We start from the raw sequence: 20,839 nt of genomic DNA on the forward strand, positions 1-20,839 counted from the left end.
GTTAGTCAAACGGAGGGCCAACGCCCTCCGTTTTGTTATCGACACTCTTAACAATGCGAGCCTTTCATGACAGCGCCCTCCCGCACCGGCGGCCAGATCCTTGTCGATCAGCTTCTCATCCACGGAGTCGATCACATCTTCTGCGTTCCGGGCGAGAGTTATCTCGCGGCCCTCGATGCGCTGCATGATGCGAGCATCGAGGTCACGATCTGCCGCCAGGAAGGCGGCGCGGCGATGATGGCGGAGGCCTACGGCAAGCTCACTGGCCGCCCCGGCATCTGCTTCGTCACGCGCGGCCCCGGCGCGACCAACGCCTCACCCGGAATCCACATCGCCAAGCAGGATTCGACACCGATGATCCTGTTCGTCGGCCAGATCGAACGCGGCATGCGCGAGCGCGAGGCGTTCCAGGAGCTCGATTACCGCGCCGCGTTCGGCCCGCTCGCCAAATGGGCGACGGAGGTGGACGATCCGGCGCGCTTTCCGGAGATCGTGTCGCGCGCCTTCTACGTCGCGACGTCCGGCCGTCCCGGTCCCGTCGTGATCGCGCTGCCGGAAGATGTGCTCACCGAGATGGCCGCGGTCGCCGACGCGCCGCGCTACCAGATCGTCGAGACGCATCCGGGCCTGACGCAGATGGCGGAGCTGCAGAAGCTGCTGCACAATGCCAAGAATCCGATTGCGCTTCTCGGCGGCAGCCGCTGGTCCGAGGTCGCGGTGCAGCGCATCAAACGCTTCGCGGAACGCTTCGAATTGCCGGTCGCCTGCACCTTCCGCCGTCAGATGCTGTTTCCCGCCGATCACGCGTCCTATATCGGCGATCTCGGGCTTGGCGTGAATCCGAAGCTGCTTGCGCGCATCAAGGACGCGGACCTCGTCCTGCTCGTCGGCGGGCGCCTCTCCGAGGTTCCGAGCCAGGCTTATACGCTGCTCGACATTCCGGCGCCGCAGCAGAAACTGGTGCATGTCTATCCCGATCCGAGCGAGATCGGCCGGGTCTATGCCCCGCATCTTTCCATCAACGCCTCGCCCATCGCCTTCACGGCGGCGTTGGAGGCCGTGCATCCGCCGGTCTCGCTGCCCTGGAGCGAGGGCACGAAGACGGCGCATGCTGATTATCTGGCCTGGAGCGATCCGACCGCCGTCCGTCACGCCGGCGCGCTGCAGATGGGCGAGGTGATGGCCTATCTTCGCAAGACGCTGCCGTCCGACACGATCTTCTGCAACGGCGCGGGCAACTTCGCCACCTGGGTCCACCGGTTCTGGCCGTTCCGCGACTACGGCACGCAATTGGCTCCGACCTCCGGCTCCATGGGCTACGGCGTGCCGGCAGGCGTCGGCGCCAAGCGCATCCAGCCAGACAGCCCCGTGGTGGTGTTCGCCGGCGACGGCGACTTCCTCATGAACGGACAGGAATTCGCCACCGCCGTGCAATACGACCTGCCGATCCTGGTGATCCTGCTCGACAACGGCATGTACGGCACGATCCGCATGCACCAGGAGCGCGAATATCCCGGCCGCGTCTCGGCGACGATGCTGAAGAACCCGGATTTCGCCGCCTACGCCAAGGCCTTCGGCGGCTATGGCGAGCGCGTGACGACAACGGAAGAATTCGCGCCGGCCCTGCAGCGGGCGCTCACCTCCAGCAAGCCGGCGATCCTGCATTGCATGATCGACCCGGAAGCGATCACGCCAAGCATGTCGCTCTCGGCGATCCGCGAGAAGGCGCTGGCGGGGAAGAAGTGAAGACGCGCTGACGCGAACGTCATCCCGGACGAAGCGCAGCGAAGATCCGGGATCGTTTGGCGAGGATGGCACTTGAACCACCACTGTCATCCCCGCGCAGGCGGGGATCCATAACCGCTAACGGTGCAAGACTGGTTTAAGGTCGTGGTTATGGATCCCGGGTTCCGCTGCGCGGCCCCGGGATGACCGTGCTTTATTCTGATGGCGATCCCGGATCGCCTGCGGCGTCCGGGATGACGTTTCTTCGCTTTTAAGCCGCCTTCGCCTCGTCGAGCCGCTGCGCCACAAGCGTACGCAAGCTGCGCAAGTCCTTCACGAAGGAGCGGATGCCCTCGGCGAGCTTTTCGGTCGCCATCGCGTCTTCGTTCAATGCGAAGCGGAAGCTCTTCTCGTCCATGCGCGGCAGGGGCTGGATCGTCTCGACATTGTCGGGCGAGAGCTTGCGCGGCAGGTCGCCTTCGGCCTTCGCCAGTTCGTCGAGGAGCGCGGGCGAGATGGTGAGGCGGTCGCAGCCGGCGAGCGCCTCAATCTCTCCGATGTTGCGGAAGGAGGCGCCCATCACCACGGTCTTGATCCCTTGCGCCTTGTAGGAGGCGTAGATCTTGCGCACGGAGAGCACGCCCGGATCGGTCTCGCCCGTATAGGGTCCGCCGCCGGCTTTCACGTGCCAGTCAAGGATGCGGCCGACGAAGGGCGAGATCAGGAACACGCCCGCCTCCGCACAGGCCTGGGCCTGAACCTGGCTGAACAGGAGCGTGAGGTTGCAGTCAATGCCCTCCTTCTGAAGGATCTCCGCCGCGCGGATGCCCTCCCAGGTCGATGCGGTCTTGATCAGGATCTGCTCGCGCCCGACGCCGCGCTCCTCATAATCTTTGACGATGCTCCGCGCCGTCTTCACGGTCGCTTCCGTGTCGAAGGAGAGATCGGCATCCACCTCCGTCGAGACACGGCCCGGCACGATGCCGGCAAGCTCGGCGCCGAAGGCGACCGCGAGCCGGTCGCAGATCGCTGCCACCACGCCCTCGCGGGAGCCGCCCTGCTTGCGGCCCCAGGTGAGCGCCTCTTCGAGGAGGTGTCCGTAGGCCGGGATCTCGACAGCTTTCAGGAGCAGGGTCGGGTTGGTGGTGCAGTCCTGGGGCTTCAGGCGGCGGACCGCGTCGAGGTCGCCGGTATCGGCCACGACGACCGTCATGGCGCGCAATTGGTCGAGCTTGGAGGGCATGAGGATCTCCGTGGGTTTTCTTGACGCCTGACTTAGTCCCATAAGGCGGCCGCGTGAAGGGCAAAGCGACGAATGCGGCTTTGTTGTCATTCCTGGCGATCGGGTGCACGCTTCCCATCACACTCGCCACGTCATGGCCGGGCTCGTCCCGGCCATCCCGATCGGAAGAACGTTGCGCCTTTCGCATCGGGATCACCGGCACGAGGCCGGTGATGACGTGGTAGGGACAGCGGCGCCCGAATTCATCGAGTGTAGCGCTCTGACGTTTCGACCCCCACCCTCGGCCCCTCCCCGCAAGGGGGAGGGAAGAGGCGCCTTCACACAAACAATCCCCGGTTGGCCCGGACCCGGCTCAGGATGAAGGAATAGACCTCCTCCACACGGCGCAAGGAGCGCACATCCGCGTGGGTGACGAGCCAGTAGGTGCGAAGATACGAGATGTCCGGCAGCACGACCTGAAGCTCCGGGAACTGCCGCACCGCGTAGTCGTGCAGGATGCCGATGCCGATTCCGGCCCGCACCGCCTCGGCCTGGGCCACCACGCTGGCGCATTCAAAGCGGCGCGCGGTGTGTTTCTCGAGGGCCGAGAAATAGTCGAGCACCGGGCTGTAGAGAAGGTCGGCCACATAGGTGACGAGAGTTTTGCCCGCGAGATCCGAGAGGTCCGCCACCGGCCCGTGGCGGTTGAGATAATCCTGCGAGGCGTAGAGCCGGAGGCGGTAATCGGTGAGCTTGCGCGAGACGAGGCGCCCTTCCGTCGGCTGCTCCAGGGTGACCGCGATGTCGGCCTCGCGCTTGGAGAGCGAGAAGGTGCGCGGCAAGGCCACGAGCTGCAGCGTGAGGCCAGGGTGCCGTTCGGCGAGCGCCCCGAGCTCAGGCGCGAGGAAATAGGTGCCGATCCCGTCCGGCGCGCCGATGCGCACGGTGCCGGAGAGCGCGAGGTCCGCGCCGCCGAGCTCGCTTGCCACGGCAAGCGCCTGGGTCTCCATCGCCTCCGCCTTGGCCAGCAGCCGCTCGCCCTGCTCGGTCAGGGTGTAGCCCTGAGGGCTCCTCTCGAACAGCTTGGCCTTGAGGGCGGCCTCAAGCGCTGAGATGCGGCGCGAAACGGTGGTATGATCGGCCTCGAGCTGGCGAGCGGCCGCCGTCAAGCGCCCGGCGCGGGCGACGGCGAGGAAAAAGCGGAGATCGTCCCAGTCGAATGCACTCATGGTATTGGTATTTTCGCACAACGGTGCCTCGGTTTCACCCATAGTCGTGCGATTTCAACAATGATAGAACGGGGACACTAAAAACACCCTCAGGAGGAGACAGACGCCATGCGCGAGGTCGGACATTTCATCGGCGGCAAGCAGGTTCCGGGCAAATCGGGCCGCACCACCGAATTCTTCCAGCCCATGACCGGCGAGGTTCTCGGCCGCGTCGCGCTCGCCTCCAAGGACGAGCTGCACCAGGCGGTGGAGAACGCCAAAGCCGCCCAGCCCGCCTGGGCCGCCACCAACCCGCAGCGCCGCGCCCGCGTGATGATGAAGTTCCTCGAACTCATCGCCAAGGAGATGGATTCGCTGGCCGACATCCTCGCCCGCGAGCACGGCAAGACCATCGTCGACGCCAAGGGCGACATCCAGCGCGGCGTCGAGGTGGCGGAGTTCTGCACCGGCATCCCGCACCTGCTCAAAGGCGAGTTCACGGAAGGCGCCGGCCCGGGCATCGACATGTACTCGATCCGCCAGCCGCTGGGCGTCGTCGCCGGCATCACGCCGTTCAATTTCCCGGCCATGATCCCGCTGTGGAAGCTCTCGCCGGCGATTGCCTGCGGCAACGCCTTCATCCTCAAGCCCTCCGAGCGCGATCCGGGCGTGCCGATGCGGCTTGCCGAGCTGATGATGGAAGCGGGCCTTCCCGCCGGCATCCTCAACGTGGTCAACGGCGACAAGGAAGTGGTGGACGCGATCCTCGACGATCCGGACGTCAAGGCGGTCGGCTTCGTCGGCTCCTCGCCGATCGCGCAATACGTCTATTCCCGCGCCACCGCGCACGGAAAGCGCGCCCAGTGCTTCGGCGGCGCGAAGAACCACATGATCATCATGCCCGATGCCGATCTCGATCAGGCGGCGGACGCGCTCATCGGCGCCGGCTACGGCTCGGCAGGCGAGCGCTGCATGGCGATCTCGGTCGCGGTGCCGGTCGGCAAGGCCACCGCCGACGCGCTCATGGACAAGCTGATCCCGCGGGTCGAGACCCTGAAGGTCGGCCCCTCCACCGATCCTTCCGCCGATTTCGGCCCGATGATCACCAGGGCGCATATGGAGAAGGTGCGCTCCTACGTCGATATCGGCGTCCAGGAAGGCGCCAAGCTCGTGGTCGACGGCCGCGACTTCAGGATGCAGGGCTACGAGAACGGCTTCTACATGGGCGGCTGCCTCTTCGACGAGGTGAAGACCGACATGCGCATCTACAAGGAAGAGATCTTCGGGCCCGTGCTCTCCGTGGTCCGCGCCAAGGATTACGAGGATGCGCTGCGTCTTCCCTCGGATCACGAATACGGCAACGGCGTCGCGATCTACACCCGCGACGGCGACGCCGCCCGCGATTTCGCCTCGCGCGTCAACGTGGGCATGGTCGGCATCAACGTGCCGATCCCGGTGCCGCTCGCCTATTACACCTTCGGCGGCTGGAAGGCCTCCGGCTTCGGCGACCTGAACCAGCACGGCCCGGACGCGGTGCGCTTCTATACGAAGACCAAGACCGTCACCTCCCGCTGGCCGTCCGGAATCAAGGAAGGCGCGGAATTCTCCATTCCGACCATGAAGTAACTTCTTCCTGGAAGTAACTATTCTTGACGGGTTAGTAACTATGTGTAACTATTGTTGCTAACCCGTCAGGAGGCCGTCTTGTCCAAGTACGAGCCGTTGAAGCATCACCTCGCCACGCTGCATGTTCCGACGTGGCGAGCCAGCTTCAAGGAGATCGAGCGTATCCTCGGTTTCGGGTTGCCCCCGTCCTCGCGCCGGCACCGGGCCCTGTGGTCGAACAATGCGCAAAACCATGTCATGACCCAAGCTTGGCTGAGCGCGGGCTGGCGGACGGAGCAGGTCGATCTCGAAAAGGAGGAACTGGTCTTTCGCAAGATCGGTCCCGGCGACGACGAGGGCTCACCGGCGAAATCGCCTCCGCATGCCAAGTCTCCCTCCGTCAAATCTCCCTTTGCCGGGCTCAAGGGAACAGTGCGCATCAACATCGAATTCGACATCACCTCTCCGACCGGGGAAGACTGGGCCGCCGAGCGAGGAGCCCTCTAGGTGGCTCCCCTTCTTCTCGACACCTGCGCCGTTCTCTGGATCGCCAACGGCGAAGAGATATCGGAGGATTGCCGCCGGGCCGTCGATGAAGCCGCTCCGTCAGATCGGATCCTGATCTCCCCGATCACGGCGTGGGAAATCGGAACGCTTGTCCGAAAAGGGAGAATCGCCTTGAGTATGCCGCCTGAAGCATGGTTCGATGCGGCCTTAGCCCTGCCCGGCGTGAGGTTGGCTCCCATGCCTCCGCGGACTCTGATCGCGTCGGCATTTCTACCAGGCATGCCTCCGGCAGACCCCGCAGACCGGATTATCGCCGCAACGGCTCGAACAGAGGGTTTCGTCCTAGTGACCCGCGACCGGAAGCTTCTATCTTATGGTAACGAAGGACATGTTCGCGTCCTTGCGTGCTGACCGAACGATGCATACGCGGCTGCCACTCCAACTGCGCTGGATTCCATGACCCAGTTTTCCCTCACAGACGATCAAATCGCCGTCCGCGACATGGCGCTCGCCTTCGCGGCGGAGAACCTCGCTCCTCACGCCCTCGAATGGGACGAGAAGAAGCATTTTCCCGTGGATGTGATGCGCGAGGCGGCCGCGCTTGGCATGGCCGCGATCTACACCCGCGACGATGTGGGCGGATCGGGCATGACGCGGCTCGACGCGGCGCTGATCTTCGAGGCGCTGGCCACCGGCTGCCCCGCCGTCTCGGCCTATCTGTCGATCCACAACATGGCCACATGGATGATCGACCGCTACGGCTCCGACGAGCAGCGCCAACGCTACATCCCGCGCCTCGTCACCATGGAGCTGATCGCGAGCTATTGCCTGACCGAGCCGGGCTCCGGCTCGGATGCGGCGGCGCTCAAGACCAAGGCCGTGCGCGACGGCGATCATTACATCGTCAACGGCGTCAAGCAGTTCATCTCCGGCGCCGGCACGTCCGACGTCTACGTGACGATGGTGCGCACCGGTGGGGACGGTCCCTCCGGCATCTCGACGCTGGTGATCGAGAAGGACATGCCCGGCGTGTCCTTCGGCGCGCAGGAGAAGAAGATGGGCTGGAACGCGCAGCCCACCGCCGCGGTGATCTTCGAGGATGCGCGCGTGCCCGTCGCCAATCTTCTCTCCGACGAGGGCATGGGCTTCAAGATCGCCATGTCCGGCCTCGATGGCGGGCGCATCAATATCGGCGCCTGCTCGCTCGGCGGCGCGCAATCCGCCCTCGACAAGGCGCTGTCTTACGCGAACGACCGCAAGGCCTTCGGCAAGCGCATCTCGGATTTCCAGGCGCTGCAGTTCAAGCTCGCCGACATGGCGACCGAGCTCGAATGCGCACGCACCTTCCTATGGCGCGCGGCCGCCGCCCTCGACGCCAAGGCGCTCGATGCGACGAGGCTCTGCGCCATGGCCAAGCGCATGGCGACCGATGTGGGCTTCCAGGTGGCGAACGACGCGCTGCAGATCCACGGCGGCTACGGCTATCTCGCCGATTACGGGGTCGAGAAGATCGTGCGCGACCTGCGCGTGCACCAGATTCTCGAGGGCACCAACGAGATCATGCGCCTGATCGTGGCGCGCGATCTGGTGGGGCGCGGCAATCGATGATGCTCAGGTCGCTCGGCCTCGGCCTGGCCCTGACCGCAGCGATCTTCGCGCTGTTCCTGTGGGCCGGCCCGTGGTTCTTCCTGGATGGGCGGCGGCCGTTCCAGCTCAACTTCGCGGCCGGCGCCGTGCTCGGCCTGATGCTCGGCCTGTCGGTCGGCCGCATCCTGCGCGCGCCCGGACAGGACACGGCCCGGGCGATGGGCTTCGTCGCCGTTCCGGGCATGCTGATCCTGGCCGCCATAGGCTCGCATTTCGCCGTGTTCTTTCCGCGGCTCGACCCCGCCCTCGACAAGGTGTTCGGATCGCTGATGCTGTGGTTCTACGGCTTCGCGCTCACCGGAGCTCTCTGGAAGGCGCGCAACGCATGATTGCGGCCCTCATCGACACGTTGGCTTAAAGAATCGCACGACAAAAGGGAGGATTCTCATGACCCAAATCGCCTTCATCGGCCTCGGCAACATGGGCGGGCCCATGGCCGCCAATCTCGTCAAGGCGGGGCACAACGTCATCGGCTTCGACCTGTCGCCGGCCTCCTGCGATCAGGCGCGCTCGGAAGGCGCGAGCATCGCCGCCTCGACCGCCGAGGCCGTTCGGGACGCGGAGGTGGTGATCACCATGCTGCCCGCCGGCAAGCATGTGCTCTCGGTCTGGACCGACATCCTGCCCTCGGTGAAGGACGGCGCGCTGCTGATCGACTGCTCCACCATCGATGTGGAGAGCGCCCGCAAGGCGCATGGGCTGGCGCGCGAGCGGGGCGGCAGCCTGGCAAGCCTCGATGCGCCGGTCTCCGGCGGCGTCGGCGGCGCGAAGGGCGCCACGCTGACCTTCATGGCGGGCGGCGCGAGGCAAGCTTTCGACCGGGCCGAGCCGATCCTGTCCAAGATGGGCAAGAAGGTCGTCCATTGCGGCGAGGCCGGTGCCGGCCAGGCGGCGAAGATCTGCAACAACATGATCCTCGGCATCTCGATGATCGGCGTGGCGGAGGCCTTCGTCCTGGGTGAAAAGCTCGGGCTTTCGCATCAGGCGCTGTTCGATGTCGCGTCCACCTCCTCGGGCCAGTGCTGGTCGCTCACCACCTATTGCCCGGTGCCGGGCCCGGTCCCGGCCTCCCCCGCCAATAACGGCTACAAGCCGGGCTTCGCGGCGGCTTTGATGCTCAAGGACCTGAAGCTGGCGCAGGAGGCTGCGCTCGCCTCCGGCGCCGCGACGCCGCTGGGTGCCGAGGCCGCGCAGCTGTATTCGCTCTTTGCCAATGCCGGCCACGAGGGCGACGATTTCTCCGGCATCGTCAATTTCATCCGGGGGCAGAAGGGCTGATCCGCATTCCTGCCGCTACCCCGAACCTGTGAACGCCGCTGTCATCCCCGGCGGCCGCAGGCCGGGAAGGGGATCCACCCACACGCTCAGCACTATGGATTCCCTTCCCCTCCGCTGACGCTCCGGCCGGGAATGACACCAAGGCACAAGGCCGGTGATGACGCTAGGAGAGCAGCGTTATGCCGAGAGTGCTGCACAGGACCGAGATGTGTTGCATTGCACCTACAGCTTTTGGTGCACGGCTCCGTTACGCTTGCCCTCCCTGACCGCTCAATTCCCGGTTGCCCGCCTGCATGATCCGCTCGATTTCCCAAACGGCAAATCCATCCGCCGATGCCGCCGCCATCTTGCGGCGTCTCGGTTTCGCGATCCTGTTCTTCGCCGTGCCCCTGGCGGCGCTGTTCACGCGGCGGGCCCTGGTGGCCATGGCGCCGCTGGCGGTCATTCTCCTCGTCCTTGCCTCGGTGCTCGACGGCAGCGCCAGGAACGCCCGGGAAAAGCTGACCGCCCTGATGGTGTCGCCGGGCGGCGTCGCCGGCATGGTCCTGCTGCTCTGGGCCGGCCTGTCGCTGGTCTGGACGCCGTTCCTGCCCCAGGCTTCGGAGAGGCTTCTGAACATCACCGGCATGGCCCTCATGGCGCTTGGCGGCTATCTCGCGGTGCCCGAGCGGATGCGCTCGGCCAATCTCTATCTCCTGCCCATCGGCGTCGGCCTGGCCGCCCTGATCGCGATCGGCCTGTCGATCACAGGCGGCAGCGCGCTCGACCCGGAGGGCCTGAGCCTCGAGCGCGGCATGCTGATGCTCGTCGTGCTGCTCTGGCCGGCGCTGGCCTGGCTCCATTCCCGCGGACGCAATCTGGAGGCCATCGGCCTCGCCCTGGCCGTGGCCGTCTGCTCTCTTCTCACCCGTGAGGGCCTGCCTCTCTACGGGCTGATCGCCGGTACCCTCGCCTTCGTCGTCACCGCCTGGAGTCCCGCCCTCGGATCGCGGCTGACGGGCCTCGTCATGGCAGGCCTGCTGCTGTTTGCGCCGCTCCTGCCTTTCGTGCTGAAGCCTCTGGCGATCGGCCTCTTCGGCCCCAAGGCACCGGTGGTGGTGAGCCTGGACGCCTGGCGCCAGATCGTCCTCAGCGAGCCCCTGCGCCTCGTGACCGGGCACGGCCTGGAAACCGCCCTGCGCGGCCGCTTCTTCGGCCTGATTCCGCCGACCGCGCCGTCCACGCTCCTGTTCGAGATCTGGTACGAGCTCGGGCTGGTAGGCGCCGCGGCGGGCAGCATCATTCTCTATCAGGCCGCCACCCGGGCGAGAATCCAGCGCGCCACGGTGGAGCCCGGCATCATGGCCGCCTTCGCCTGCACCTTCACCCTGGGCTGTCTCGGCATCGGCACCGCGCAGGTCTGGTGGTTCACCACCCTCGTGGTCCTGGTGCTGATCTTCGTCGCCATCGAGCGCGGCCAGTTCCGCACCAAGCGCCCCAAGGCCGTGTTGCGCAGAAAAGTTTGAGACCTCCCACGAGCGCATCGTGTGGACCCAGAGGGCTGCCAAGAACGATGCGCCAGCCAAGAGAAGGAGCATCGGACCCAAAACTGGACCCACTTTTGGGTCCGATGCTCTAGCCGGATATCCTGTAACGGTTGACGCGGTGGCACCGCCTCTGCTTGGCTGGTGCTTTCCGGATTCTCCCAACCCGAGGACTTCCCATGCCGATCATCAACCGCGTCGCCGATCTCGCCGATGAAATCACCGCGTGGCGCCGCGACTTCCACGAAAACCCCGAACTTCTGTTCGACGTTCACCGCACGGCGGGAATCGTAGCGGACAAGCTCAAGAGCTTCGGCTGCGACGAGGTCGTGACCGGTCTCGGGCGGACGGGCGTGGTGGGCGTCATCAAGGGCCGCACGAACAATTCCGGAAAGGTGATCGGCCTGCGCGCCGACATGGACGCGCTGCCCATCGAGGAGGCGACGGACGTTGCCCACAAGTCCAAGGTCCCCGGCAAGATGCATGCCTGCGGCCATGACGGGCACACCGCCATGCTGCTGGGTGCTGCGAAATATCTGGCCGAGACGCGCAATTTCGACGGCACAGCGGTGGTGATCTTCCAGCCGGCGGAGGAAGGCGGCGGCGGCGGCAACGAGATGCTGAAGGACGGCCTCATGGAGCGTTTCGGCGTGCACGAGGTTTATGGCATGCACAACATGCCGGGCATTCCCGTGGGCCAGTTCGCCATCCGTCCCGGCGCGATGATGGCCGCTGCCGACCGCTTCACCATCACCATCGAAGGCAAGGGCGGCCATGCGGCGCGCCCGCATGACTGCATCGATCCCGTCGTCGTGTCGGCGCATGTGATCACGGCTCTGCAGACCATCGCCTCGCGCAGTGCCGATCCGCTCGATTCCGTAGTGGTGTCCGTCTGCACCGTGAAGGCGGGCGACGCCTACAACGTCATTCCGCAGACCGCGATGCTGCTCGGCACCGTGCGCACCCTTGCGCCCGAAGTCCGCGATCTCGCCGAGAACCGTATCCGTGCCATCGTCGAGAATGTCTGCGCCGCGTTCGACGCCAAGGCCACGATCGACTACGACCGCGGCTATCCGGTGACCATCAACGATCCCGACAAGACCGAGTTCATGGCCAGCATTGCCCGGGCCGTCGGCGGCGAGAACGCCGTCGACACCGCCATCCTGCCGCTCATGGGCGCTGAAGATTTCTCCTACATGCTGGAGCAGCGTCCCGGCGCCTACATCTTCCTCGGGAACGGCGACACCGCCGGCGTCCATCACCCGGCCTACGACTTCAACGACGAGGCCAGCCCCTATGGCGTCTCTCTCTGGGCGAAGATCGTGGAGACGGGCATGCCGGCTCGATAAATCCCCTCATCAAGCCAACGCCGTCGGATCGTCTCCGGCGGCGTTTTCTTTTGTCGTATGTCCATCAATGCAGGACCATCTGCGTGAAGGGATGGACATAGGCCTGCAGCATCACGAGGCCGCCGACGAGGCAGGCCAACGCGATGGAATGCCAGAACACGAAGCGCAGGATGCTTCCCTCGTGGCCGAACCAGTTCGTCGCCGTCGATGCCACGACGATGGATTGGGCATCGATCATCTTGCCCATCACGCCGCCGGAGGAATTCGCCGCCGCCATGAGGATGGGGGACAGCCCAAGCTGTTCGGACGTGATCTTCTGCAAACCGCCGAACAGGACGTTGGATGCGGTGTCCGAGCCCGTCAGCGCCACGCCGAGCCAGCCGAGCAGCGTGCCGAAGAACGGGTAGAGGATTCCCGTCCCTGCGAAGGCAAGACCCAGAGTCGCATCGACGCCTGAGAAGCGCGTCAGCGTGCCGATCGCCAGCATCGCGGCGATGGTGATGAGCGAGTAGCGCAGCACCCAGATGGTTTCGAACCAGGCTGTGATGAGCCGCAAGGGCGAAAATCCCATGACGAAGCCCGCGATGATGGCCGCGATCAGCACGCCCGTGCCGGTATAGGACATGTAGGTGAAGGCGAAGACGGCAGGCTCCGCCGTCGGAGTGGCGACGATGGGCGCAACCTTCTGCACCATGTTGTGCAGGCCGGGAATCGGATAGCTCCAGGTGAAGATCGGGTTCACGAGAGCCTTGAACCAGCCGGTGCCCCAGATCGCGACGATGATGGACAGGATGATCCACGGCACCCACGCCCACATGACGTCCTCACGGCTCGCCCGGGGCGAAACATTGGCCGTGCCGGCGCCCAGCGGCGCGGGCCGTGTCAGGGTGCCAGCGGAAATGTCGTGCGTGCGCAGGGCGGGAGAGGTCCAGACCTCCTTCGGGCGCCAGATCCGCATGAAGCCGACGAGGCAGGCCATCGAGATCAGGGACGCCCCGATATCGACGATCCAGGGATTGATGTAGTTGGAAATCAGGAATTGCGGGATCGCGAAGGACACGGCGCAGACGAGAATGGCCGGCCAGACTTGGAGCATGCCGCGAAAGCCCGCGAAGACCCAGATCAGCCAGAAGGGCACGATGACCGAGAAGAAGGGCAGCTGGCGCCCGACCATCGCGCCGAGGACGTAAGGATCGAAGCCCGTGACAGAGGCCAGGCCCTGGATCGGGGCACCGAGCGCGCCATAGGCCACCGGTGCCGTATTGGCGATGAGCGAGAGACCGGACGCCGCGAGCGGCGAGAATCCGAGCCCGATGAGGATGGCGCCGGTCACGGCAACGGGCGTACCGAATCCGCCCGCCCCTTCGAAGAAGGCTCCGAAGGAGAAGGCGACGAGGAGCAGCTGGAGGCGACGATCCGTCGTGAGGTCGCCGACGGATTGCTGAAGCGTGGCGAACCATCCTTTCTCCACCGTCAGCCGGTAGAGGAAAATCACGTTCAGGATGATCCAGCCGATGGGAAACATGCCTGTGACGACGCCGAAGAGCGCCGCGCGGATGGCAAGCCCAGCAGGCATGGTGAACAGGAAGACGGAGACCGCGATCGCCGCCACCAGGGCGACGACGGCGGCAATATGGGCCTTCACCTTGCCGGATGCGATCATCGCCAGAAGAAGGACGACGGGAATGGCGGCAGCGACGGTGGACAAAGCTGCGCTGCCGAAGGGATTATAGACCTGACTCCACATGATGATTCCCCTGATCCCGCCGGCATGCGCCGGCGATGAGAACTCGGGCGGTCGGGCGAAAGACGGCCGCCTTAGGGGAAGCTAAGGGGATGATGAAATGTGGCAATACCGGATGTGAGAAGAGACGCGTCTCAATCCTTGCTACACGAGGCCAGCATGCCCTCGATATCGATGTAATGCCCGGCCCGGTCGCGCTTGGCGGCGAGGTAGCTGACATTCTCCGCGGTCGGGCGGCCGAGCACGCGATGGTCCGAGATCACCTCGAGACCGGCCCTGGCGAGCGCGGCGATCTTTTCCGGATTGTTGGTCATGAGGCGCACCGTGCCGATGCCGAGTTCTTTCAGCATCGCGGCGGCGAAATCGAAGCGGCGCTGATCCGCCTCGAAGCCCAGAACCTCGTCGGCGTCGTAGGTGTCATACCCTTGCGACTGGAGCTTGTAGGCGCGGATCTTGTTGGCGATGCCGTTCCCGCGTCCTTCCTGATCGAGATAGAGCAGGATGCCGCCCTCGTTCTGCGCCATGAAGCGCACGGTCTCGCGCAGCTGGTCGCCGCAATCGCATTTCAGGCTGCCGAAGAGATCGCCGGTGAGGCAGGCGGAATGCAGCCGCACGGTCACGGGCCTGGAGAGATCGGGCTTTCCGACGACGATCGCCACCTGATCGCGCAGGCCCTCGCCGCCGCGGAACACCACGAACTCGCTGGTCGGTGCGCCCTCCAGCGGCACCGGCGCCCGGCTGACGATCTTCAGGCCCAGAGCCTGGGCATGCCGGTAATCGCGAACCGCTTCGCCAGGCACCCGCAACAGGGACGGCGCGATCTCGACGCCCTCCGCCAGGGGCACGACGATGACCGCCGGCAGGACGAGGGACAGGCGGGCGAGTTCCAGCGCCTCTTCGTCCAGGGCATCGGCGGGCCGGACCGGCGCATCGATGCGCCCGTCGACCTTGAGGGCTAGGTTTTCCACGCGTACCCGGTCGATCACGGGCAGGGCGAGCCGGCCGGGTCCTTCGCGCTCGAGGCCGAGGCGGCGCAGCCGCGCCGCCGGCAGGACGAGATGAGCATGACCCTCGGCCGCGGCGTCGATCTCGGCCGCCGCTGCATCGTCCAAATCCTCGACGCCGATCACGAGCGCGCGGCCTTCCGCGCCGTCGATCACCACGGGGCGGGCGCTGCGGAACTCCATGATCGCCCGCTCGACCAGGGTCGTGGCGGGATTGTCGGACAGGCTCAAACTCAGGCGCATCATCAATAACTCAGGCAAACCGCTTCAAATCCGGAGGGAGAAGGAGGTCATTTGGGGCGAAACGCCCCCAAAGCCACGCTTCAGGATTGTTTTCACCCTATCACAGGGCACTCCCGATCCCCAATTCCATAGATGCGATGGCAGCCATGCCGGATCAATGGGTTTGCCTGCAAAGGTCTCTTGGCTCGACGGCATAGATCCAGCACGCTATCTGTGCCGCCACGCTTCCACGACGACAATCCGGACGATTCTCCATGCTCCTTTCCCGGCTCATTGGCTTCGGTTTCCTCGGTCTTGCCACGACGGCCCATGCCGCGTCCCTCGACGGCCTTGCCGTGGAGATGACCAACACCAGCGAGCCGGTGCTCTGCGCCGAAAAGGACAACGTGGCGGTCAATTTCGCCTCGCCCGAGGTGCGGCACTTCCAGATCGAGGCCGTGCATCCGGCCTATATGGGCTCCCTGCGCCAGGACCGCTGGGAGCCGGACTGGACCGCCTGCGAGGACATTTCGGAGGAAACCTCGGCCAAGCCGCATCCGACCATGGCGACCCTCTACGAGGATGACAGCCTGCGCATCATGGGCCTGTCCTTCACCGAGTTCTGGCGCCCGAGCGATGTCACGGTGACGATCGGCGACAAGGTCACGCCCAGGATCCATCTCCTCCAGCTCCTCAAGAAGCGGGGCGACAAGGCGGTGGAGGTGCTCGTGATCTATCCCGGCGACGGCTACTGGCGCATCAAGCCGCTGCCGCCTGAGCATCTGGACTGGACCTCCTACGGCTCGTCCTTCCTCGTCGGTCCAGTGGAATTCGACCAGCGGCCGGTGGTGAACCTGAAGGACGTGGCCTTCGACCCCAAGACCATGACCTTCACGCTCACCCTGGCGAAGGGCGGCAAGGCCAGCGTCGCGGTCAAGGCGCTCAACGAGGAGCGCATGACCCTCGACGTCGCCTTCGACCGGGGCGTCTCTGGCCTGCCCTTCGCGGGGCTGCGCTCCATGTACGTGACCGAGTTCAATGCGGATGTGGCGCGCATCGCCGTGCGCGAGGAAGGCGCCCGCTCCTGGCGCGAGGAGCCGATCATGAACTTCCCCGGCGCCAAGGCGACCGATGCCTGGATGGGGCGCCTCGTGCCCTCGCGCCACAACACCAGCGCGCCGGACATGATGTTCAACCGTTTCCGCGCGTCGCCAGCCCCTTCGCGCTGAGCCGGGCATTCAGCGCGGACACGATGCGGCCGTCGATCAGGATGAGCCCTGCTCCGATCAGGGCCATGCCGGCCACATGCCGGATCGCCAATGTCTCGCCCAGAATGAACACGCCGAGCAGGATGGCGCTGACCGGGATGAGGAAGGTCACGAGACCGACATTCGTGGCCCCGGCCCGCGCCAGCAGGCGGAAGAAGATCAGATAGGCGAAGGCCGTCGAGACGAGGCCGAGGGCCACGAGCGACACGATGGTCGCGGTACCAGGCATCGCCAATGTCCAGGGCCGATCGATGAGGAGGGCTGCCGGCAGCAGAAGCGCGCTCGAGACCGTCACCTGCCCGGCGGCCGTCGCGAGCGGCGGAATGCCCATGGTCTTGAAGCGCCGCCCGAACACGCCGGAAAAGCCGTAGGACAGGGCCGCGCCGAGAATGGCCAGCTGTGCCAGGATGCTCGTGTCCAGAGAAACGAAAGCGGCGGCGCCAATCATCACTGCAACGCCGACGAAGCCCACGATGACGCCGGCGAATTTCTGCCCCGTGAGGCGCTCGTCGACCGTCAGGTAATGCGCCACGATCACCGTGAAGAGCGGCGTCGTGGCATTGAGAATCGAGGCCAACCCGCTGGCGATATGGCTCTGTCCCCAGACGATGAGCGTGAAGGGGATCACGTTGTTGAGGATCGACATGCCCAAGAAGGCCGCCCAGGCCTGACGGGTGCGCGGAAGCGCCACCCCCACCAGCCTCAAGGTCACGAGAAGAGCCAGGGCAGCCGTCACCACCCGAACCGCCACGATGGTCAGCGGCGGCAATTCACGCACGGCGACGCCGATGAAAAGAAAAGACCCTCCCCAGACAATGGAAAGCACGGCCAGCAGCGCCCAATCGGACACCGCCATGGTCTTCTGAATGGGCGCTTGTGTCATCTCAACGAATCCAGGTTTCGAGCCTGAATGCCACGAAATGAGACGCCGAACGACCCGTTTCCTGTGGGGAAAGGAAGTCCCCGTCAATCTTCTTCCTCATCCTGAGGAGCAGCGAAGCTGCGTCTCGAAGGAGGTTCCAGAGAGCACTGGAGGCGCCCTCGTCCTTCGAGACGCCGCCTGCGGCGGCCCTCAGGATGAGGGCTTAGGGGACTGCCTGTCGGGCCGGGACTCTCACGACAGAGCGTACCACTCGCCGTTGGACCGGCAGGCGACCATGTCGCCTTTCCGCGCTTTGCCGCCGCCGCGCCATTCGCGCTGCACCAGGCGGCAATCCTGACCCTTGAAGCTGCCCTTCACGACCGGTCGGATCGTGACCCGTCCGGAGGCGCCCGTCTGCGGATTCTGCCAGGGGGCGCCGCTGCCATAGCCTTTCTCAATGACCGACAGGATGGCCTGCGCCTCGGCGGGGCGGTCGGGATCGGGCACGGGCTGGCTGGCGGCACGCTCGGCTTGGCCCCGTGCCCTGGCCGAGTTCACGATGTTTTGCGAGGCCTGCACTTGGGCGGCCATGCCGGCCTGCATCGCCATGTAGGGAACCGACGTCATGAGGCTTCTGCCGCCCGAGAAAATGGCGTCGATGGTGGATTGCGTGGCCGTCATGCCTATGGTGGCCGCCTGGGAGGCCGCAACCTGGTTCATCTGGCTCTGATAGGCGGCAGCATGATCCGGCCCTGCAACATTGCCGGCCGCGATATCGGAAAGGCGCGGCGCGAAGGCGGCGAAGTTGATTTTCGAAGCGCCCTGGGCATGAGCCTGCCATGTCCCGAGAATCACGGCTGCGGCCGCAAGGCCTGCCCGGCAAAAGCTCCTCATCGCGACAACTCCCTCGTTTCCCGTAACGGCATATCATGACAAGTACACCGCGGGAAGCGTCAGCAAGGGCGACAGGGGGCCGCGTCAAGACTTCGTTCACGACGATGGGGAGAAGTCTTAGGCCTTTACCTCTCCTTCACAGGTTCCGGGCGAGCCTCTCGCTCACGATCTCGTCCCCTGTAGCGTCACGCCATGAACCCGCCGATCTCCCGCGAGCCTTCCTACGGCATCCGCCATGAGCCCATGCGCTCCGTGGTGCGGTCGAGCTTTTGCGTGATGCCCCACGATCCGCGGCCGGCGCGGAACACCAGTTTCATCTTCGGCCGCTCGGATTCGCGCTATCGCCCCCTTCTGAACCAGGAGGAGCGGGACCGGCTTCACATCTGGGCCATGATCGTCGCGCTGTCCTCGTCCATCGTCGGCACGACTCTTCTCCTCATGGCCATTCTGGGCTGACGCGGCCGTTCACAGCGGCCAGACCAGCATGATCAGCGGCACCCCGATCACCACCACGAGAATCGAAAGCGGCAGACCGAGTCGCCAGTAATCGCCGAAGCGGTAGCCTCCCGGCCCCATCACCAGGGTGTTGCACTGGTGGCCGATGGGCGTGAGGAAATCGCAGGCCGCGCCGATCGCCACGGCCATGAGGAAGGCATCGGGCCTGAAGCCGAGCTGGCTGGCGAAGCTCGCCGCGATGGGCGCCATGACGAGCACCGTCGCGGCGTTGTTGAGGAACGGCGTCACCGCCATCGCCGCCACCATGATCAGCACGAGGGCGCCGGTCGGCGGCAGCATGTTGGCGGCCGAGGAGAGCCAGCCGGCGATCAGGTCCGTGCCGCCGGTGGTGCGGATCGATTCGCTGACCGGGATGAGCGCCCCGAGCATCACGATGATTGGCCACTCGATGGTCTCGTAGGCCTCGCGCAAGGTCAGCGAGCCGAACAGCACCAGCAGGACCCCAGCCCCGAAGAAGGCGATGGCGACAGGCAGGATGTTGAAGGCGACGAGCCCCATCGTAACAGCCAGGATCGCGGCGGGCAGGAGGCTCCGGCGCGCGCTGCCGAGGCGGATCTCGCGCGTGGCCAGGGGCAGGCAGCCGAGATCGCGCAGGGTATCCGGCAGTCGCCTGAAATTGCCCTGGAGCACGATGACGTCCCCGGAGCGCAGGGGGATGGTGCGCAGCCTTTCCTTGAAGCGCTCCCCGCTGCGGCTGACCGCGATGAGGTTGACGCCGTGGCGCTCATAGAGGCCGATATCCCCGGCCGAGACGCCGGTCAGGGCGGAGTTCGGCCCGACGATGGCCTCGATGACGCCGATCTCGTCCGTGGCCTCCTCGGTCTCGGGCAGGCGATGCTCGCGGCTGAGCCGCAGGCCCGCCCGGGCGACGGCGCTCTCGAGCGCGTCGGATTCGCCCTCCAGCATGAGCAGGTCGTTTTCCCGAAGCGTCACGTCCGGGAGCGGGCTGGAACTGCGGGTCTCGTTGCGGATGATGGCGGAGACCTTGACCTCGCCGTTGGCGAGCCGGTGCAGATCCGCCACCGTCTGCCCGACCACATCCGATTCCGCCGTGACGCGGGCCTCGGTGACGTAGTCCTTGATGTCGAGCGCGGCGTCGAGGGAGGCAGCACCCTTGCGCCCCTGCGGCAGCAGGCGATAGCCGAAGGCGAGGAAGACGACGCCTGCGAGCGCGATGCCGATGCCGACGGGCGTGAAGTCGAACATGCCGAAAGGCTCGCCCAGAAGCTCTTCCCTGACCCGCGAGACGATGATGTTGGGCGAGGTGCCGACCAGGGTGACGATGCCGCCGAGGAGCGAGCCGAAGGCCATCGGCATGAGAAAGCTCGAAGGCGGCGTGTTGGTGCGCCGGGCGATCTGGAACGCGACAGGAATCATCATCGCGAGCGCGCCGATGTTCTTCACGAAGGCGGACAGCACCGTCACGACGGTCACGAGCACGACGATCTGGATCTGCGTTGTGCGCAGATAGGGTCCGACCCGGTTCAGGCCCGCCTCGAGAATCCCGGATTTCGCCACCGCAGCGCTGACGAGAAGGGCGCTCGCGACGATGATGACGATGTCGTCGCTGAAGCCCTCGAACGCCTTGTCGGCAGGCACGATGCCCACCAGCACCGCCGCCAGAAGGGAGAGAACCGCGACGAGATCGTAGCGCAGACGGCCCCAGACGAAGAGCGCCATCATCCCGGCGACGATGGCGAAGGAAAGCATTTGCTGATGGGTCATGGGGAACGCGAGCGAGAGGAACTTCAATCCTAACGCGGCGCGGCCCCGTTGGTGCCTTCGCTATTGCCCGAGGACGAGCGCCCAGTAGCGGCCGTAGCGGTTGTTGGCATCGGCGCGGGCGAGGCCGATCTTGCGCGCCTGGGGCATCAGGAGATTGCTGTTGTGACCGGGAGAGGCCTTCCAGCGCCCGATGGCGCCGTCGACGGAATCCGATCCGGCCGACAGGTTCTCGGCCGAATAGCCGATGACGCCGTAATCATCCATGCGGCTGGCGAAGCGGCCGTGGCTGAGCCGGCCGGCAGCAGCGACCGCCCGAGCCTGATGCTCGGCCGCCTTGTTGAGATTCGTGTCGACCGTCACGGGGCTCAGACCCTTCGAGACGCGGTAGGCCGAAATCAATCGGGCGGCCGCGGCGGCATCGTTCGTGGAACTCGCCAGGACAGCATCCTTGGGAGTCAGGGCCCAATCACCGGCGCAGCCGGCGAGACCGAGCGCAAGGAAGGCCGAGATGAAAAGAGCGCGCATCGCAATCCCCTTCGG

The 20,839-nt window shown here is 65.6% G+C and carries 19 protein-coding genes; 11 read left to right on the forward strand and 8 right to left on the reverse strand.

Annotation, left to right across the window (positions count from 1 at the left end; translation table 11 throughout):
- Positions 1–66 precede the first annotated feature (66 nt).
- A complete protein-coding gene (locus BB934_RS10810) occupies positions 67–1,746 on the forward strand; it encodes a thiamine pyrophosphate-binding protein (RefSeq protein WP_099509634.1) in 1,680 nt (559 codons plus the stop codon).
- Between the two features lie 250 nt (positions 1,747–1,996).
- Here BB934_RS10810 and tal read toward each other — a convergent pair whose 3' ends face one another.
- Together tal and BB934_RS10820 are read right to left on the reverse strand one after the other, a co-directional pair.
- Positions 1,997–2,968 (reverse strand): transaldolase, encoded by a 972-nt coding sequence (gene tal / locus BB934_RS10815; protein ID WP_099509635.1) that lies wholly within the window; start codon positions 2,966–2,968, stop codon positions 1,997–1,999.
- Positions 2,969–3,285: 317 nt separating this feature from the next.
- Entirely contained in the window at positions 3,286–4,176 is an 891-nt protein-coding gene (locus tag BB934_RS10820; protein ID WP_099512742.1) for a LysR family transcriptional regulator, read from the reverse strand.
- Between the two features lie 108 nt (positions 4,177–4,284).
- Here BB934_RS10820 and BB934_RS10825 point away from each other — a divergent pair, with 108 nt between their 5' ends.
- From BB934_RS10825 to BB934_RS10860, 8 genes are all read left to right on the forward strand, one after another.
- Positions 4,285–5,781 (forward strand): CoA-acylating methylmalonate-semialdehyde dehydrogenase, encoded by a 1,497-nt coding sequence (locus BB934_RS10825; RefSeq protein ID WP_099509636.1) that lies wholly within the window; start codon positions 4,285–4,287, stop codon positions 5,779–5,781.
- A 78-nt stretch (positions 5,782–5,859) separates the two neighbouring features.
- A complete protein-coding gene (locus tag BB934_RS10830; RefSeq protein ID WP_099509637.1) occupies positions 5,860–6,267 on the forward strand; it encodes a DUF7662 domain-containing protein in 408 nt (135 codons plus the stop codon).
- Positions 6,268–6,678 (forward strand): type II toxin-antitoxin system VapC family toxin, encoded by a 411-nt coding sequence (locus BB934_RS10835; protein WP_099509638.1) that lies wholly within the window; start codon positions 6,268–6,270, stop codon positions 6,676–6,678.
- A 45-nt stretch (positions 6,679–6,723) separates the two neighbouring features.
- Positions 6,724–7,875, forward strand: a complete 1,152-nt coding sequence (locus tag BB934_RS10840) for an isobutyryl-CoA dehydrogenase (RefSeq protein WP_099509639.1) — start codon at positions 6,724–6,726, stop codon at positions 7,873–7,875.
- Positions 7,872–8,243 carry a DUF5367 family protein gene (locus BB934_RS10845; protein ID WP_099509640.1) on the forward strand — a complete coding sequence of 124 codons (372 nt, stop codon included), beginning with the start codon at positions 7,872–7,874 and terminating at the stop codon, positions 8,241–8,243. Before BB934_RS10840 ends, BB934_RS10845 begins: the two co-directional genes overlap by 4 nt.
- Before the next feature lie 58 nt (positions 8,244–8,301).
- The gene (gene mmsB / locus BB934_RS10850) at positions 8,302–9,192 is read left to right on the forward strand and encodes a 3-hydroxyisobutyrate dehydrogenase (RefSeq protein WP_099509641.1); all 891 of its coding nucleotides are present in this window, start codon (positions 8,302–8,304) and stop codon (positions 9,190–9,192) included.
- Between the two features lie 293 nt (positions 9,193–9,485).
- Positions 9,486–10,697, forward strand: a complete 1,212-nt coding sequence (locus tag BB934_RS10855) for a peptide ABC transporter permease (RefSeq protein WP_099509642.1) — start codon at positions 9,486–9,488, stop codon at positions 10,695–10,697.
- Positions 10,698–10,894: 197 nt separating this feature from the next.
- Positions 10,895–12,064 (forward strand): M20 aminoacylase family protein, encoded by a 1,170-nt coding sequence (locus tag BB934_RS10860; RefSeq protein WP_099509643.1) that lies wholly within the window; start codon positions 10,895–10,897, stop codon positions 12,062–12,064.
- A 64-nt stretch (positions 12,065–12,128) separates the two neighbouring features.
- On the opposite strand, the gene BB934_RS10865 is transcribed toward BB934_RS10860, so the two are convergent.
- Positions 12,129–13,817, reverse strand: coding sequence for an L-lactate permease (locus tag BB934_RS10865; protein WP_173909510.1), 1,689 nt, complete (start codon positions 13,815–13,817; stop codon positions 12,129–12,131).
- A gap of 125 nt (positions 13,818–13,942) precedes the next feature.
- Positions 13,943–15,055 (reverse strand): GTP cyclohydrolase II RibA, encoded by a 1,113-nt coding sequence (gene ribA, locus BB934_RS10870; RefSeq protein WP_099512743.1) that lies wholly within the window; start codon positions 15,053–15,055, stop codon positions 13,943–13,945.
- Positions 15,056–15,309: 254 nt separating this feature from the next.
- Between ribA and BB934_RS10875 the strand changes: the two genes are divergently transcribed.
- A complete protein-coding gene (locus BB934_RS10875; protein WP_099509645.1) occupies positions 15,310–16,263 on the forward strand; it encodes a hypothetical protein in 954 nt (317 codons plus the stop codon).
- On the opposite strand, the gene BB934_RS10880 is transcribed toward BB934_RS10875, so the two are convergent.
- Together BB934_RS10880 and BB934_RS10885 are read right to left on the reverse strand one after the other, a co-directional pair.
- On the reverse strand, positions 16,226–17,185 hold the full coding sequence (locus BB934_RS10880; protein WP_099509646.1) for a DMT family transporter: 960 nt from the start codon (positions 17,183–17,185) through the stop codon (positions 16,226–16,228). The two genes, BB934_RS10875 and BB934_RS10880, sit on opposite strands and share 38 nt — an antisense overlap.
- A gap of 231 nt (positions 17,186–17,416) precedes the next feature.
- Positions 17,417–18,058 (reverse strand): hypothetical protein, encoded by a 642-nt coding sequence (locus BB934_RS10885; protein ID WP_099509647.1) that lies wholly within the window; start codon positions 18,056–18,058, stop codon positions 17,417–17,419.
- A 192-nt stretch (positions 18,059–18,250) separates the two neighbouring features.
- Between BB934_RS10885 and BB934_RS10890 the strand changes: the two genes are divergently transcribed.
- Entirely contained in the window at positions 18,251–18,514 is a 264-nt protein-coding gene (locus BB934_RS10890) for a hypothetical protein (protein WP_099509648.1), read from the forward strand.
- Between the two features lie 9 nt (positions 18,515–18,523).
- On the opposite strand, the gene BB934_RS10895 is transcribed toward BB934_RS10890, so the two are convergent.
- Complete coding sequence (locus BB934_RS10895) at positions 18,524–20,299, reverse strand: SLC13 family permease (protein WP_099509649.1); 1,776 nt, start codon at positions 20,297–20,299, stop codon at positions 18,524–18,526.
- Between the two features lie 60 nt (positions 20,300–20,359).
- Positions 20,360–20,824 carry a CAP domain-containing protein gene (locus BB934_RS10900; protein ID WP_099509650.1) on the reverse strand — a complete coding sequence of 155 codons (465 nt, stop codon included), beginning with the start codon at positions 20,822–20,824 and terminating at the stop codon, positions 20,360–20,362.
- Positions 20,825–20,839: the final 15 nt, after the last annotated feature.

Source organism: Microvirga ossetica, from assembly GCF_002741015.1.
Taxonomy (GTDB): Bacteria; Pseudomonadota; Alphaproteobacteria; order Rhizobiales; family Beijerinckiaceae; genus Microvirga; species Microvirga ossetica.